Source organism: Lichenifustis flavocetrariae (genome assembly GCF_026130545.1).
GTDB classification, from domain to species: domain Bacteria; phylum Pseudomonadota; class Alphaproteobacteria; order Rhizobiales; family Beijerinckiaceae; genus Lichenihabitans; species Lichenihabitans flavocetrariae.
Window position 1 is genome coordinate 144491 of the sequence record NZ_JAMOIM010000004.1, and the last position, 15645, is coordinate 160135.

The 15645-nt window shown below is 63.9% G+C and carries 15 protein-coding genes; 5 read left to right on the forward strand and 10 right to left on the reverse strand.

What is annotated here, in order from left to right; all coding sequences use genetic code 11:
* Positions 1-155: 155 nt before the first annotated feature.
* The 3 genes from M8523_RS08130 (at position 156) to M8523_RS08140 (ending at position 2795) form a co-directional block, all read left to right on the forward strand.
* Positions 156-1403, forward strand: a complete 1248-nt coding sequence (locus M8523_RS08130; RefSeq protein WP_282584343.1) for an aromatic ring-hydroxylating oxygenase subunit alpha — start codon at positions 156-158, stop codon at positions 1401-1403.
* A gap of 96 nt (positions 1404-1499) precedes the next feature.
* Positions 1500-1892 (forward strand): GFA family protein, encoded by a 393-nt coding sequence (locus M8523_RS08135; protein WP_282584547.1) that lies wholly within the window; start codon positions 1500-1502, stop codon positions 1890-1892.
* 117 nt (positions 1893-2009) lie between these two features.
* A complete protein-coding gene (locus tag M8523_RS08140; protein WP_282584344.1) occupies positions 2010-2795 on the forward strand; it encodes a site-2 protease family protein in 786 nt (261 codons plus the stop codon).
* A gap of 56 nt (positions 2796-2851) precedes the next feature.
* On the opposite strand, the gene M8523_RS08145 is transcribed toward M8523_RS08140, so the two are convergent.
* The 4 genes from M8523_RS08145 to M8523_RS08160 all read right to left on the reverse strand — a co-directional run bounded on the left by M8523_RS08145 (position 2852) and on the right by M8523_RS08160 (position 7044).
* The gene (locus tag M8523_RS08145) at positions 2852-3895 is read right to left on the reverse strand and encodes an Ldh family oxidoreductase (RefSeq protein ID WP_282584345.1); all 1044 of its coding nucleotides are present in this window, start codon (positions 3893-3895) and stop codon (positions 2852-2854) included.
* The gene (locus M8523_RS08150; RefSeq protein WP_282584346.1) at positions 3892-5361 is read right to left on the reverse strand and encodes an FAD-dependent monooxygenase; all 1470 of its coding nucleotides are present in this window, start codon (positions 5359-5361) and stop codon (positions 3892-3894) included. Before M8523_RS08150 ends, M8523_RS08145 begins: the two co-directional genes overlap by 4 nt.
* A gap of 225 nt (positions 5362-5586) precedes the next feature.
* Positions 5587-6642 (reverse strand): acyltransferase family protein, encoded by a 1056-nt coding sequence (locus M8523_RS08155; RefSeq protein ID WP_282584347.1) that lies wholly within the window; start codon positions 6640-6642, stop codon positions 5587-5589.
* A 180-nt stretch (positions 6643-6822) separates the two neighbouring features.
* Entirely contained in the window at positions 6823-7044 is a 222-nt protein-coding gene (locus M8523_RS08160) for a hypothetical protein (protein WP_282584348.1), read from the reverse strand.
* Positions 7045-7221: 177 nt separating this feature from the next.
* On the opposite strand from M8523_RS08160, the gene parC reads away from it, so the two are divergent.
* A complete protein-coding gene (gene parC / locus M8523_RS08165; protein WP_428350086.1) occupies positions 7222-9480 on the forward strand; it encodes a DNA topoisomerase IV subunit A in 2259 nt (752 codons plus the stop codon).
* Positions 9481-9501: 21 nt separating this feature from the next.
* Here parC and M8523_RS08170 read toward each other — a convergent pair whose 3' ends face one another.
* The 4 genes from M8523_RS08170 to hemB form a co-directional block, all read right to left on the reverse strand.
* Complete coding sequence (locus M8523_RS08170; protein ID WP_282584349.1) at positions 9502-10248, reverse strand: arginyltransferase; 747 nt, start codon at positions 10246-10248, stop codon at positions 9502-9504.
* A 70-nt stretch (positions 10249-10318) separates the two neighbouring features.
* Positions 10319-10795: an RDD family protein gene (locus M8523_RS08175; RefSeq protein ID WP_428350088.1), complete on the reverse strand. Its 477-nt coding sequence runs from the start codon at positions 10793-10795 to the stop codon at positions 10319-10321.
* Positions 10796-10887: 92 nt separating this feature from the next.
* The gene (locus M8523_RS08180; RefSeq protein ID WP_282584350.1) at positions 10888-12231 is read right to left on the reverse strand and encodes a branched-chain amino acid ABC transporter permease; all 1344 of its coding nucleotides are present in this window, start codon (positions 12229-12231) and stop codon (positions 10888-10890) included.
* On the reverse strand, positions 12228-13253 hold the full coding sequence (hemB, locus tag M8523_RS08185) for a porphobilinogen synthase (protein WP_282584550.1): 1026 nt from the start codon (positions 13251-13253) through the stop codon (positions 12228-12230). The genes M8523_RS08180 and hemB overlap by 4 nt, the downstream gene beginning before the upstream one ends.
* A gap of 230 nt (positions 13254-13483) precedes the next feature.
* Between hemB and M8523_RS08190 the strand changes: the two genes are divergently transcribed.
* Positions 13484-13936 (forward strand): DUF6163 family protein, encoded by a 453-nt coding sequence (locus M8523_RS08190; RefSeq protein ID WP_282584351.1) that lies wholly within the window; start codon positions 13484-13486, stop codon positions 13934-13936.
* 13 nt (positions 13937-13949) lie between these two features.
* Here M8523_RS08190 and efeB read toward each other — a convergent pair whose 3' ends face one another.
* Positions 13950-15275: an iron uptake transporter deferrochelatase/peroxidase subunit gene (efeB, locus tag M8523_RS08195; protein ID WP_282584352.1), complete on the reverse strand. Its 1326-nt coding sequence runs from the start codon at positions 15273-15275 to the stop codon at positions 13950-13952.
* A gap of 1 nt (position 15276) precedes the next feature.
* Entirely contained in the window at positions 15277-15621 is a 345-nt protein-coding gene (locus M8523_RS08200; protein ID WP_282584353.1) for a cupredoxin domain-containing protein, read from the reverse strand.
* Between the last annotated feature and the right edge of the window lie 24 nt (positions 15622-15645).

Genomic DNA, 15645 nt, shown 5'->3' on the forward strand with positions numbered 1-15645 from the left:
TGCGTGTGGCCGGCTCAGGCATGCGTCCGTCGAAATTCGGCAAGACGATCCGATCGAAACTTGATTGGGATGAGCGAAACGCGATGTTCTCCTTACGTGACCGCCGCCGCCCCTTGCTGGTTTTCGGCCGGCCATGTCCCCGATAGAGGTTCTCGATGACTGTCCGAACCACGATGCTGTCGCAGCTCCGCAATCGTCGGGAGGGCTTCAGCCTACCCCGCGGCTTTTACACCGATCCGGAGTTCCACAAGGTCGACCTCGAGACGATCTACTACAAGGACTGGCTGTTTGCGGGCCACGACTGCGAGATCGCGACGCCGGGCCAGTTCTTCACGTTCAAGATTGGCGACTATCCGGTCGTGGTGGTGCGAGGCAACGACGGCGCCATCCGGGCCTTCCACAATTCCTGCCGCCATCGTGGCTCCCGCGTCTGCACGACCGACCATGGCAAGATGCGCCGGCTGATCTGTCCCTATCACCAATGGGTCTACAATCTCGACGGCACGCTGTTCGGCGCACGTCACATGGGCGAGGATTTCGACAAGTCCGAGTTCGGCTTGAAACCCATCCATTGCGAGAGCTTCGCGGGCTATATTTTTGTCTGCGTGGCTGATGTCGCCCCCGATTTCGAGGCCTTTCGGGCCAGCACCGAACCCTACCTCGCGCCGCATCTTCTCAAAGACGTGAAAGTCGCATTCGAAAGCACCATCGTCGAGAACGGCAATTGGAAACTCGTGTGGGAGAACAACCGCGAGTGCTACCATTGTGCCAGCAATCATCCGGAGCTCTGCCGCACCTACCCGGAAGCCCCGGCCTCGACCGGTGTTTCCGGGGGCGCCGACGACCCGGAGATTTCGGCCCATTGGGCGCGTTGCGAGGCGGTGGGACTACCCTCAACCTTCAGGATCTCAGCTGACGGTCAGTACCGCTCGGCCCGGATGCCGCTGTTGCGGGACGCCGAAAGCTACACGATGTCGGGCAAGCGCGCCGTGGCGTTGCCGCTCACCGACAGCGTTACCGAGCCGAAGATCGGCACCATGCTGTTGTTCCACTATCCCTCGACCTGGAACCACGTGCTCGGCGACTCGGCCGTGACGTTCCGGGTTCTGCCGCTCAGCGCCACCGAAACCCAGGTCACCACCAAGTGGCTGGTCAATGCCAAGGCGGTCGAGGGCGTAGATTACAGCGTCGACGAACTCACCAAAGTCTGGATCTCGACCAACGATCAGGATCGGCAGATCGTCGAGGAGAACCAACGCGGTATCCTGTCGCCCGCCTATCAGCCCGGACCCTACTCGCCCGAGCATGAGGGTGGTGTGATGCAATTCGTCGAATGGTACGCCAATGCGATGGAGCGCCGCCTGGGCGGCGAGGAGACGCCGAAGCTGCGCAGCGTCGCCTGAGCGGACCAGGCCAAGGTGGCGGTCGCCAGCTTGGCGGGGCTCGGCTCCACGAAGGTGGTTACGGCCCAGCCGCTCGACTTGTTGGAGGAGATGAGCGTGGATCGCGTCACGGGCGGCTGTCTATGCGGCAACATCAGACTTGTGGCATCGGGCGCTCCCTACAGGGTCGGCCTCTGCCATTGTCTCGACTGCCGCAAGCATCACGGGGCCCTGTTTCACGCGTCGGCCGTGTTCCCTCAGGATGCGGTGACGATCACGGGCGAAACACGCGACTATGCCGGGCGGTTTTTTTGTCCACACTGCGGTTCCTCCGTTTTCGCGCGCACCGCGGATGAAATCGAGGTGAACCTGGGGTCCCTCGATGCGCCTGACCAACTGATGCCCAGCTATGAAAGTTGGACGGTTCGTCGCGAATCCTGGTTGCCGCTGTTCCCACTCGCGAGGCGATACGATCACGATCGTGACGCGACCGGTCGTTTCGAGGCGTAGGCCCTACGGACGACGAGTGCTCCAGCCGGAATTGCGCGCTGGCTTCGGCAAGCGGCCCGCTCTAAATCCGCCTGTACGGCCTTCGAGAGCCGGCGATCAATGAGGACCGGCCGAATCATGACACGCTCTCCCGGTCCTTTGGGTCCACGCCGCACGACCGGCAGTCGCGCCTTTGTCCCGAGTTTCAACTTCCTGATGATCGTCGCGTTGTTCACGGTGACTGGGATCGTCATCGGGCGGGGCCTTGTGCAGGGCGCCGGCATCGCGCTCGTCTTCGTGTTTTCCGGCTGGGTGCTGAGTCTGTGTCTGCATGAGTTCGGCCACGCCGTCGTGGCCTATAAGGGCGGCGACGCCTCGATCGCCGGGACCGGTTATCTGACGCTCGACCCCGTGCGGTTCGTCAATCCCGTCCTGTCGATCGTACTTCCCCTTGTTTTTACGCTCCTTGGGGGGATCGGCTTCCCGGGCGGCAGCGTCTTCGTCGATCAGTCGCGGCTGCGCAGCGAAGCTTGGCGATCCGCCGTCTCGGCCGCGGGGCCTTTCGCCAATCTCCTCTTCATGCTGGTGCTGCTCGTCCTCTATCATTGGACGGCCACCAATCCGGGCGACATCGGCGCGGTCCTGGCGTTCCTGGCTTTCCTCCAGGCCACCACGATCGTGCTCAACATCCTGCCGATCCCCGGCCTCGATGGTTACGGGATCATCCGACCCTTGCTGCCGATGTCCTGGCGTGACACCGGCGACCGCATGGCGCTTTTTTCTGGCCTGATCATTACGGGATTGTTCCTGTTCGTCGGCCTTTTCGGCCGCGCGGTCTTCTTCGGTGGCCTCCGGATCACCACGGCCCTCGGCATCGATCCGAGCGACGTATTTGCGGGCTTTCAGATGATCCGGCTCTGGTAGACTTTTTGGAGGCCTTGAGTTCCGACGTTCGCGACTCCGGCCCGGAACTCAGGCAGTCAGCTCGTCGGGCGGCCCGGTGCCTCCGCATAGGCGTTCAATTCATTCCAGGTGTGCGTGTCGAGAGCGATGCCCTCGCGGGCCGCACGGGCCCGTGCGGCGTGCCGCCGGTCACCCGGCAGACGGTCCTGACCGGCGTCATGCAGGGTCGCGATCAGGCGCTCGACGCGTTGCGTGAACCCTAAAAGGGAGCCTGCCTTCGCGGGATCGATCAGGATCACGCATTGCCCTGTGCAGGGTGTCTGCGCACCGGGATGCGCGGACCAGTCGACCTCGAACGAGAAGCGGCCCCCCGTGAGCGCGGCGGCAAGGATCTCGATCATCAAGGCGAGGCTGGATCCCTTATGGCCACCGAAGGGCAGGAGGGCTCCACCTTCGAGAATGGCCTTGGGATCGCGCGTGGGTTGGCCATTGCGCGCCACTCCGATCCCGTCCGGAACGAGGCGGCCTTCGCGGGCCGCGATCTTGATGTCGCCATGCGCCATCGCGCTTGTGGCCTGGTCGAAGACCAGCGGCAGATGGCCGTCTCGCGGTGTCGCGAAGGCCATCGGGTTCGTGCCGAAGACTGGTTTCGTGGCGCCATGCGGCACCACGACCGCCATGCTATTCACCACCGAGAGGGCGACCAGGCCCTGCTCGGCGAAGGGCTCGACATCGAGCCAGAGCGCGCCGAAGTGGTGCGAGCCGTGGATGCCGACCACGCAGGACCCGGCGTCACGCGTTTTTGCAACGGCGAGCGGGGCCGCCGCGGCGAGGGCCGGCTGGGCGAAGCCATTGCGGGCATCCACCTGGATAAACGCGGCCGCTACATCCTCGACGAGCGGGACCGCGCGGCCATCGACCCAACCGCTGTGCAGTGTCGAGACATAGCCTGGAATGCGGAACACGCCGTGGCTGTGGGCCGCATCGCGCTCGGCGCTGGCGCAATTCCGGGCCAGGATCGCCGCGACGTTGGTCGATGTCCCATGCGCCAAGAAGATGTCACGCAGGAGGGCTTCGAGTTGCTCGAAGCTGACGGTCTGGCGCTCTCGATGCGTGTTCACCTCTTTACCATCGCCCATTGTTCGAGGTAGCGCTTGGCGTCGTTCCAGGCTTCCGCATCGGCCGACAGGCCGATATATCCGTCGGGCCGCACGATCAACAGTCGATCTGGATCGGGCGGCTGGCGCGGCTTGGCTTCCAACAGAGCTGGAAATTGCGCCGCGAGTGCGCTGCCTTCCTCGGTGTCCGCCGCGTAGAGAACGAAGAGCGGGGCAGGCCCCGCACCAGGCGCAGCTCCATCGTAGAGGTCGGGAGGCAGGCGATCGCCCGCATGCGGTCCGCTCGAGAGCGGGCTCTTCGCATAACCGATCTCGATTTCGCTCAAAGTGGAGGCCATTTTGTCCCGCACGGCGTGGAGCCCGAGCAGGAAGCGAAGCGCAAGGTTGCGGAAGGCCTGTGCGGTGGGATTGCTGAGCGTGCCGAGATCGGTCAGTCGGCTCGCGTTGCGGAGGACGATCTCCCCCACAGCCGATCGTTCCGGGCTATAGCTGCCGAGCAACCCGGCTTTGGCTTGGCCGCGCATCACCATCGCGAGCTTCCAGGACAGGTTGAACGCATCCTGCATCCCGGTGTTCATGCCCTGGCCCCCCGCCGGGCTGTGGACATGGGCGGCATCTCCGGCCAGGAAGACGCGCCCGCGGCTGTAGTCGGACACCTTTCGCTCGTTGATGCGAAAATTCGAAAGCCACACGGGATCGTGGACGCGAAATCCTCCCCCGGTGCGACTGTCCACCATGGCTTGCACATCGGCGAGGGTCGGATCGGGACGAGGGTGAGCTAGATCTGTTTTACCGACGGTCGCGACCACGCGCGCCCGTCCGCCTGGGATCGGGAAAATCACAAAGGGGCCGTCTCGGTGAAGGTAGGTGGCGATCTGATCCGGCGGTGGTGCGCCCTCACCCTCCAGACGGACGTCGGCGAGCATCCAGTCGTCGCCCTGGGCCGATCCATGAAAATCCAGTGTGAGGCCGTGCCGCACAGTGCTATGGGCGCCGTCGCACCCGAGGAGCCAGGGCGTCGTCACCGTTTCCTCGCGCCCATCGGCGTGGCTGAGTTGCGCCTCGACGTGGGTCGCCCCCTCGGCGAAGTGCGTCAACGTCACCTGCCGTTCCACTGAGACGCCGAACGAGGCAAGGTGCGATGTCAGCAGGCGTTCCGTGTCGCGCTGCGGAAGCATCAGGGCGAAATTGTAAGCGCTGGCGATATCGTCGAACTGCGTCAAGCCGAGCACCGCGGTGCCGCTCCGCATACTGGCGCCGTGAGCCCGAAGCCCGGCCTCCAGGAAGCCCTGACTGCAGCCCATGCGGTCCATCAATTCGAGGGTGCGCGACCAGACGACGAGCGCCTTCGAGGTTTCCGTCGCATGGGGGCTCTGATCGATCAGCCGAACGTCGATCCCATAGCGCGCGAGTTCCGCGGCAAGCGTGAGGCCGACTGGCCCGGCACCAACGATCAGGATGGGTCCCATGGACGTCTCCACTCTGCGAGATCCATCCGGTCATCGGTGCCGGTTGGACTCTCCAAGGAGATTCATAGTCCAAATTCGATATTTATGTCTCTTCTCGGTGCGCGCCATGCGCCGCGGATCTCCCGAATTCGCCTCAGTCCGGGTGAGCCGCGTCGGCCGCGTCGCGGAAAACGTTTTGGCCGTCAAGTCGCAGACCACACCTGAGATTTGACTATGACTTACGCGTCAACGCGCCTGCACCTGTCGGAAGCGGCTCACCAAAGAACCTAACGGCACAGGGCGCCGTGAGAGGCCAAGGAGGCCATCGAGTCCCGACCATTTGAGCAACTGACAGAACATGACTGATGCCACCACACCGAAGCCGGTTCCGATCGCGAGCGTCAATCCGTCCATTTCTGGGGATGCAAACCGTGCGATTCTGACGAACACAGGCAATGTGAAGATGTGCAGCACATAGATGCCCATGGATTGCTGCCCAATATGGGCAAGGCCGGCTCCCATTTTTGTACGAGTGATTGCTTGAGCCAAAAGGAATATAGCCACGATGCCTAGGCAAGAAGCCGGTATCGTCGCAAAGCTGACGGGCCAGGAAGCGCCAAGTCCTGACGCGATCAGTGCGAGACCAACCGCTGCGCATAGGGTTGGCGCTAAAAACGCTGTGTCTCGCATCCAGTAGGGCACCTTGAACTGACGCTCGGCTGCCATGAACCCGAAGGCGAAGAAGGGCAAATGCAGCAACGTCTGTGTGAGGACTGGAACGGGTGCAAGAGGCCCTATCTCGAACAGCATCAGATCCGCAAGCAGACAGATCGTCATGAGCAGGACCGATCTACCACTTGAAGCAACGGCGACCACCTGCGCTATAAATAATGAGTACAAAAACCAAAATATACCGATTGGCTTGAATATTTCCATTGGAATAGCACTCAGCGACGCAGAGTGATGGATAGCTATTGTTGTCGAGGCGATCTGTTGTGCAAGCACGAAGATGGTCGACCAAAAGAAGTATGGCCAAAGAATTGTCGCAGGCCTGGAACGAAGGAATGCGTGAGGCCCTTGCTTACCGATCGACGCGTAAACGTTCCATCCGGCGAGCAGAAAGAACAGCGGCATGTGCGTGGTATAGAGCACGAAATCGGCCGCACGCATCAGATCGAAATGGGCGCCAAGGCCAAGATCCAGCATCCCGCGCTGGAGATGACCGTACACAACAAGGATTATGCCGATCCCGCGAGCGGCGTCCTGTGTGACCTTTCTTTCACTTATCGCGGCCTGCTCCATTGCTGCAATGTCAATGCAACCTGAAAGCGAGTCAATTGGTCAATGAGGCATTACGCGAATGGTAGACTGCGGAGCGCTTTTGTCCCCCTTTGAGACGCTTTCCCCAACCGAGTTAATGCTCGTGAATGAGACGAACGGCGATGACGGGTTCGGGTTCCACTGCGATTGGGGCCTCCTCGATCACTCCGTCGACAAGGCCTCGCAGACCTCACGCTTCACCGTCCTGGCGATCCCGTAACCCTGATCCTGAGTCACTTCTGCCAAGCCGCAGCGCGCCTCGGTGCTCCGCGTTGCGGATACGGCGCCCGAGGCCTGGGGCAGGTTCACAACGGCCACGACGATCAACGTCAGAATCACGACGGCAAGGCCGGAGGCCAGGCCGAAGACTGCAGATTTCGCCATCAGGTTCAGGTGCTCGCTACAACTCTCGCGGCCCGTACGGCCGGCCAACGCCGGCTAGCTCTAGGAGCCTCGGACTCCCCCCGCTAGTGCCGCGCTGCAACACTCTTGGGCCGTGAGTAGCAGGCGAGAACAAAGACAGAACTTGCGGCTTTTTGCCCGATCGTCTAGGCCTCCTCCATGGCCAAGATGCCCGCACCGCCCACCGCTCCGCTGACGCCGCCCGAACCGATCGAGGTGGGGCTGCGTGCCGCGCTCGAAGAGCGCTATCTCGCCTATGCGCTCTCCACCATCATGGGCCGGGCGCTGCCGGATGCGCGCGACGGCTTGAAGCCGGTCCATCGCCGCATTCTCTATGGCATGCAGGTGCTCCGGCTCGATCCGGCCACGGCTTTCAAGAAATGCGCCAAGATCGTCGGCGATGTGATGGGTGACTTTCATCCGCATGGCGATCAGGCGATCTATGACGCGCTCGTGCGCCTCGCGCAGGATTTCTCCTCGCGCTATCCGCTGGTCGACGGTCAGGGCAATTTCGGCAATATCGACGGCGATCCCGCTGCGGCCTATCGCTACACCGAGGCGCGCCTCACGACGACCGCCAAGTTGTTGTTAGAAGGCATCGACGACGACGCGATCGATTTCCGCGAGAACTATTCGGGCGACAAGCAGGAACCCATCGTTCTGCCGGCCGCCTTTCCCAATCTCCTCGCAAACGGATCGCAGGGCATCGCGGTCGGCATGGCGACGTCGATCCCGCCGCACAACCTGGCGGAGCTCTGCGACGCGGCGCTGCACCTCATCGCCAAGCCCGAGGCCAGTTCCGATGAATTGCTCGACTATGTCCAAGGTCCCGATTTTCCGACCGGCGGCATCATTGTCGATTCCAAGTCGTCGATCCTTGAGAGCTACCGCACGGGCCGCGGCGGGTTCCGGGTCAGGGCGCGTTGGATCACCGAGGATCTTGGCAAGGGCGGTTGGGTCGCGGTCATCACCGAGATCCCCTATGGGGTGCAGAAATCCCGGCTGATCGAGAAGCTGGCCGAACTCCTCAACGACAAGAAGCTGCCGCTCGTCGCCGATCTACGTGACGAATCGACCGAGGATGTCCGCGTCGTCATCGAGCCCCGGGCCCGCACCGTCTCGCCGGCCATGATGATGGAGAGCCTGTTCCGGCTGAGCGAACTCGAGTCGCGCGTGCCGCTCAACATGAACGTGCTCGTCGACGGCATCGTGCCACGCGTGGTGGGACTGCCGGAGGCGCTCCGCCAATGGATCGATCACCGCCGGACGGTGCTGATCCGCCGCTCCCGCCATCGCCGCGCCGAGATCGTGCATCGCCTCGAAGTGCTCGAAGGCATGGTCGTCGTGTTCCTCAACCTCGATGAGGTGATTCGCATCATCCGCGAGGAAGACGAGCCGAAGCCGGCCCTGATCGCCCGCTTCAGCCTGACCGACGTGCAGGCAAACTACATCCTCGACACCCGCCTGCGCAGCTTGCGGCGGCTCGAGGAGATGCAATTGCGCGCCGAGCGCGACAAGCTCATCGCCGAACGCGATGCGATCGATGCGCTTCTCGGCAACGAGGCCGCGCAGTGGAAGACGATCACCAAGCAGATCCGCGACATCCGCAAGGCCTACGGTCCAGACACCGCGATCGGCCGGCGGCGCACATCCTTAGAGGACGCGCCCGAGATCCATGCGGTGGCTTTGAGCGAAGCCCTGACCGAACGGGAACCCGTCACGGTGCTGGTCTCTGAGAAGGGGTGGATCCGGGCCATGAAGGGCCATGTCGCAGATCTTGCGGCCGTCACCTTCAAGGGTGACGACAAGCTTCGGACTTCCTTTTTCACGGAATCGACCGCGCGCCTTCTGGTGCTTTCGAGCGACGGCAAGGTGTTCACGCTCGATGCCGCGAAGCTTCCGGGCGGCCGGGGGGCGGGCGAGCCGATCCGCCTCATGGCCGAGCTCGACGAGGCCGAGGACGTTGTCGCCGTGCGGCCTTACGAACCCGGCACGAACCTGCTGGTCGCGGCGACCGACGGTCGGGGCTTCATGGTCTCACAGGACGACATGATCTCGGGTACCCGCAAGGGCAAGAGCCTCATGGGGGTGGACAAGCCGGCACGCCTCAAGCTTGTGGTGCCGGCGCGGGGCGACCATGTCGCGATCATCGGCGACAACCGCAAGCTTCTCGTATTCCCCATTGTCCAGGTGCCACAGATGACGCGCGGCAAGGGGATGCGGCTGCAGCGTTACAAAGAAGGAGGCCTGTCGGACGGCAAAGTTTTCGCTCTGGCGGAGGGCCTCACTTGGAAGGATACTTCAGGCCGAATCTGGACCGTGAAGGGCGACGATCTTATGCCGTGGCTTGGTCACCGAGGCGAGGTTGGCCGTCTCCCGCCAAAAGGTTTCCCTAGGAACAACCTCTTCACAGGGTAGTGTTTTCAGGCCTCTGTCCCCTTAGCCCGCCCGTTCCCACCCGTTCAATCCGAGGCGTTCCTGTGGCAGGAAGCGCGCCTTATAGCCCATCTTGCGAGACCCTTCGACCCAGTAGCCAAGATAGAGATGCGGCAGGGCGAGGGAGCGGGCGCGTTCGATATGTTCGAGGATCATGAACGTTCCAAGCGAACGGTCGGCGAGCTCGGGATTGTAGAAGGAATAGACCATCGATAGGCCATCGGCCAGAATGTCGGTGACGCATAAGGCGACGAGAGGCCCGATGCCGCGGCCGGTAAAGCCCGAGTCCGGTCCTCGCCGGCGATATTCGACCAAGCGGGTCTCGACATGTGAATCCTCGATCATCATGGCGTAGTCGAGGATGCTCATGTCGGCCATGCCGCCTTCGGCATGACGGGCCGCGAGATAGTCCCGGAAGAGGCCGTATTGCTCCGAGGTCGGGCGCGGTTCGACGGCGCGGCCGATCAGGTCGCTGTTGCGGTCGAGCACACGCCGGAAACTCTTGCTCACTTTGAATTCATTGACGCACACCCGCACCGAGACACAGGCCCGGCAGCCTTCGCAGGCCGGCCTGTACGCGATGGTTTGCGAGCGCCGGAAGCCCGACTGCGTCAGCGTGTCGTTCAACCCTGTCGCCCGCCGGCCGATCAGGTGGGTAAACACCTTCCGCTCCTCCCGGCCCGGGAGATACGGGCAGGGGGAGGGGGCTGTAAGATAGAATTGTGGCGCATCGCGAGGCTCGCGCGTCACGCTCGGTGTTTCCTGTGAGTGGTCATGGGAGGCTAGCAGGTTCCGGTCAACGCGTCAGCCGCGCGCGACGTTAAATTCGTCGCACGACGATCACGTCCGCGAAGACATCATGCAGGCACCGTTTGTCCTCGGAAAACAGCGACCACAGGAAGATCGGCGGAAACATCCAGCTGAAATAGAACAGGACCGCATGAACGGCCGCTGCCAGGAAGGTGACGCGGTCGCCGGAATCATTGGTGCGGATCTCAAGGCCCATGGCTCGCATGCCCGGCGTCGCCATCTTGCGCCCTGACACCGTCAAGCCATTGTAGAAAAAGGCCACGAAGGGGAACAGCGGCGGCAACAGGACGAGCGACAAGCCGAGGGTCAGCACCAACAGGGCCAACCAGAGACCGAAGGAGAAGATCGACACCGCGATGAAGTCGAAGCAGACCGCCAGGATGCGCCGGGTCCGGACGCTATCGAGGGCGCCGACCGGCAATCCCGCCCGCCCGCGCATGGGAAACGGCTGGAGGGGTTGCGACCAGCGGATGGAGGTTTGGCTCATCGTCGATCCTCGATCGGACATCTACGGGGCTAATGTGGATGGGGTCGCCCAACACGGCAAGATGTTGGGCGATGACTGTGTTGCCGCGACGCTCAAACCCGGCGCGGGCCGAGATCGCGATACCCCAGGAACCCGCCCGGCCGGGTCACCAGGGCGGCCACAAGGATCGTGAACAGGGCGAGGTCGCGGTACTCGATGGGAAAGACCGCCGACCATGCCGCTTCCAGGAGCGCGATCGTCACGCCCCCCAGAAAGGCGCCGGGGACCGACCCGATGCCGCCGAGAACCGCGGCCAGAAGCGCCTTCAGGCCCAGAACGGTCCCGAAGGAGGCCCCGAAGCTGCCGTAGATCAGCACCGTCATGGCGCCGGAGGCACCGGCGAGCGCCGAGGCGAGCGCAAAGGTCGTGCCGAACATGCGGACGGGATCGACACCCATGAGTGCCGCTGCTTTTGGGTCGTCCGCCATGGCGCGCCAGTTGCGTCCGAACTGGCTGCGCGCCATCAGGATGAGAACCGCCGCCGCGCTGGCCGCGAAGATGGCCGTCACCGCCAGCGCCAAAGGCGTGACGGTGACGATGAATCGATCCGCTTGCGCCACGCCGATCGGGGCCGCGCGGAGCGGCGCGATCCACAGCGGCGTCGCGCCCTGTGCCAGACGGATATATTCTCCGAGCACGAGCGCGAGACCGACCGTCGCCACCAGGCCGTGCTGACCGCTGACCCGGCCGAGCGGCAGGAACACCCAACGGGCCAGCGCCACCCCGTGCAGCGTGCCGGCCCAGAGGGCCGCAAGGACCGCGGCAAGGATCATCATGACGAGCGGAGGATCGGCCAGGAAGCCAAGACCGGTCAGGCTTGCCGCGCCGCCGATGGCCGCCATGGCGCCGAACGCGAGATTGATGCGGCCCGCAAGCCCATAGACGAGCGAATAGGCGGTGGCCAGCAAGCCATAGATGGCCATGCCGGGCAGGGCTCCCAGGCCGTTCTGCAGAGCCTGGGCAAGCGGCAGTCGCAGCATGGGGGCACCGGGCAGGAGAGCGACCGGCTGCGGATCGGCGCCGTCGCTGTCCGGCGAGGCGAGCCAGAATCGGGTGAGCAGTTGTAGGCTGACAGGCGACAGGGTGCCGGCCCCTGTGCGGATGCCTTGAAGCGCATCGAGACCCGCTGCGGCGCGTCCGAAGCGGCATTCGGCAAAGACCGGATCACTCCGTCCGTCAGGCATCGTGGACCGGGCGGCGATTTGAATGACCGTCACTTCGCTCTTCGCATCGACGGCGGATTGCTTCACGACCGTGAGAACGGCATCGCGCTCGGCAAGCGCCACAAGGGCGATCCGACACAGGCGAAACTGATCCGCATCCGGGGCGGCGCCGCAGCCACAGAGCGGCAGCGCCAGGCACAGACCTAAAAGCGCGCGAAGAATGCTCGCCGTCACGCCTTCAGAAGGGCGGCGACGGCCGGCGCGAAATAGGTCAGAACGCCACGGGCTCCCGCTCGCTTGAAGGCGATGAGGCTTTCGACCATGGCGCGCTCGCCATCGATCCAGCCGTTGCGCGCCGCCCCCGCGATCATCGCATATTCGCCGGACACCTGATACGCGAAGGTCGGCACGCCGAACTCGCTGCTCACACGCTGGACGATGTCGAGATAGGGCAGGCCAGGTTTGACCATGATCATGTCGGCGCCTTGCGCGAGATCGAGGGCGACCTCGCGCAAGGCCTCGGCACCATTGGCCGGGTCCATCTGGTAGGTGCGCTTGTCGCCCTTCAGCGTCGCACTTGTGCCGATCGCGTCGCGGAACGGCCCGTAGAAAGCCGAGGCGTATTTGGCCGCGTAGCTCATGATCTGGACGTGCTGGAAACCCGCCTCGTCGAGGCCGCGCCGGATCGCGCCGACGCGACCGTCCATCATGTCGGACGGCGCGATGATGTCGGCCCCGGCGCGGGCCTGGTTGAGCGCCTGGGCGACCAGCACCGCGACCGTTTCGTCATTGAGGATCTGCTCGTCGTCGAGCAGACCGTCATGGCCATGACTCGTGTAAGGGTCGAGCGCCACATCGGTGATGAGGCCGAGGTCCGGGATGGCCCGGCGGATCGCCCGGCAGGCCTTGCAGACGAGGTTCTGATCGTTCAGGGCTTCGGACCCGGTTGCGTCCCGCAACTCGGGTTCGGTGAACGGGAACAGCGCGATCGCCGGGATGCCGAGATCGCGGGCCCGCTCGGCCTCGCGCACGATTTCGTCGATCGAAAGCCGTTCAACCCCCGGCATCGAGGGCACCGGAACCCGTGTCCTTTCACCGGGAATGACGAAGACCGGCCAGATCAGATCGTCGGCGGTCAGCGTCGTTTCACGCACGAGGCGCCGCGCCCAATCCGATTTCCGGTTGCGGCGCGGACGGTGCACGAGGCCAAGCCCTGCGCCTTGCGTGGGTGGTTCGGCGGGCGGATATGAGCCGATCGGATTCAAGGGGAACGCCACACGTCAACTCCCTGCCACCTTGGAATTGATTCGATCTAGCACAGGCGCACCGCCATGGCACCAGGACCTGTGTCGCGCAGGCGCGGCGGACTTCGCTTTCCTCGCTGCCGAACCTGCTCTACAGCACCCAGGTTGGTTTCACGAAGCGGGCCCATTCACATGTTGCCGGAACCGGAACGTCTTCGGCATTGCGTGCGCCGCGGTCGGTGATGAAAAAGACTTCAAACCGTCTTGTGCAAACCTTGGCGCCGATGCCGCCCATTTCCGTCGGTGCCCGGCCGCGGGAAACGAAGTCGCGCTTCGGCACCGGCCTGTCCGTGTTCATGCGCTGCGTCGCGGTTCTCTGGATCGCCGAGGGGTTGCTTCAATGGACGAATGTCCTGACCGACCCAAGCGGTGCGATCATGTCAAGCGACTCGCCGCTGCATATCGCAGCCTTGTTTTTCTTCTGCGTTCTCGATTTCGTGGCCGCCGTGGGTCTTTGGCTCGTGGCGCCCTGGGGTGCGGCCGTTTGGATGGCGACGATCCTGGGCCATGTCGTCGTGGTGGCGCTCGCGCCCGACTTCCTGCCTGGGCCCGCGGCAGTCATCACCAGCGACGTCGTCCTGCTGTCAGCCTATTGTGCCCTTGCGTGGTGGGCCGCGCGCAACGAGACGACATGAGCCGACCCCCGGCTCATGTCGTGCGTTCGAGCAGGGGCTGGCCGAGGTAGCGGCCCGGGGTGGACACGCCCGGCAAGGTGAAGAAATAGCCCCCGCCGACAGGCTTGATATATTCTTCGAGCGGCTCGCCGTTGAGGCGGCTTTGGACCGCGAGAAAGCCGGCCGCCAGATTCGCCTGGAACGAGACGAACAACAGGCCCATGTCGAGTTGGCCCGCCTTCGTGAAGCCGCTCGCGAAATTGTAGGGGCGCCGCAGAATGAGGTTGGCGTCGGTTTCGGGTGTGCGGGGATTGGCGAGGCGGATATGGGCGTCGAGCCGGACCTTGTCGCCATTCGGGTCGGCGGCGTAATCGGGCACGGTGCGCTCGCCGGTCTGGCCGAGCGGTGCGCCGTCCATCTTGGACCGGCCGATGATGGTTTCCTGCTCGCCCAACGGCGTGCGGTCCCAGCGCTCGACGAGCATCCGGATCTTGCGGACCACTTGGTAGCTGCCGCCGACCGCCCAGGCCGGTTCGGCGTCGCGGCCGTCGACCCAGACGATTCTGTCCATGAGGTGGTCGTCGCGGGCATCGAGATTGGCCGTGCCATCCTTGAAGCCAAGCAGGTTGCGCACCGTGTCGCGGCCGAGCTTCTTCACCGTATGAGGCGGCAAGAACCCGTCCATGGTCCAGCGCAAGCTCAACAGGTCGGGGGTCTGCTTGATCACATCCCGCAGGGCATGGATGTTGGTTTCCGCCGTGTTCGAGCAGATCTGTATCAGCAGGTCACCGTGGCAGAGCGCCTCCTCGAGCGCATCGTTCGGAAACTGCGTCATGGTGACGAGATGGCGGGGGCGCTCGTCGGCGAGCCCGAAACGGTCGTCGAACAAGGAGGCGCCGACACCGACCGTCATGGTGAGGTTATCGGGGAAAACCTTATCGCCCATCAGCCCTGAATCGGCCGGGGGCAGCTTGCGGTCGACCTGTTTCACCACGCCGCCTTGCATCAGAAAAGCGAAGCGGTCGGTAAGAAGGCGCATCAGCCGGACGAGTTCGTCCTTGTCGGATGCGACGACATCGAAGGCCGCGAACAGAGCCGCCGCCGGCTGCGGCGTGACGATGCCCGCTTGGTGTGCGCCGTAAAAGGGCTGGATGTCCTGTGTCCCGTCATTCTCGACGGTGGGCTGAGAAACAGCCAGGGGGGCAGGCGCTGCCGTGGCTGGTGTCAGACCAAGCGCGCTACCGGCGGCGCCGAGCCCAAGGCCGAGCAGCAGACCACGGCGACCCGGACAGGCCGGAGCTGCGTCCAGCAACGCATGGGCCGGGCAACCCCGAGGCGGTCGGTTCGTGTGATCTCCCATGTCAGCCTCCCTTGGCCGTGACCTTCAAGGTGCCTTTCGGGTTGCTGAGCAGGCCACAGGTCATGCCGTACTCACCCGCATCGAGGGTCGCGGTGAGCTTCTGAACGAAGCCGGGAATGATGTTCTCCCGCTCTTCGACCACCATGTACCCTTGCAGGATCTCCCATTCGATCGCGCGGCTGCTGTCGTTCTTGATCAGGAACACGGTCTTGCCTGCGCCGACCGTGAGGTTGGCAGGCTCGCAGCCCTTCGCCGTAATGGTGACGTTGACCGACGGCGGATCGTCGGCCCGAGCGGCCGTTGCGGCCATGCTGGTGATGGCCGCGATGCCCAGGCTAATAGCCAACCGACATTGCATGGAGAGGACTTT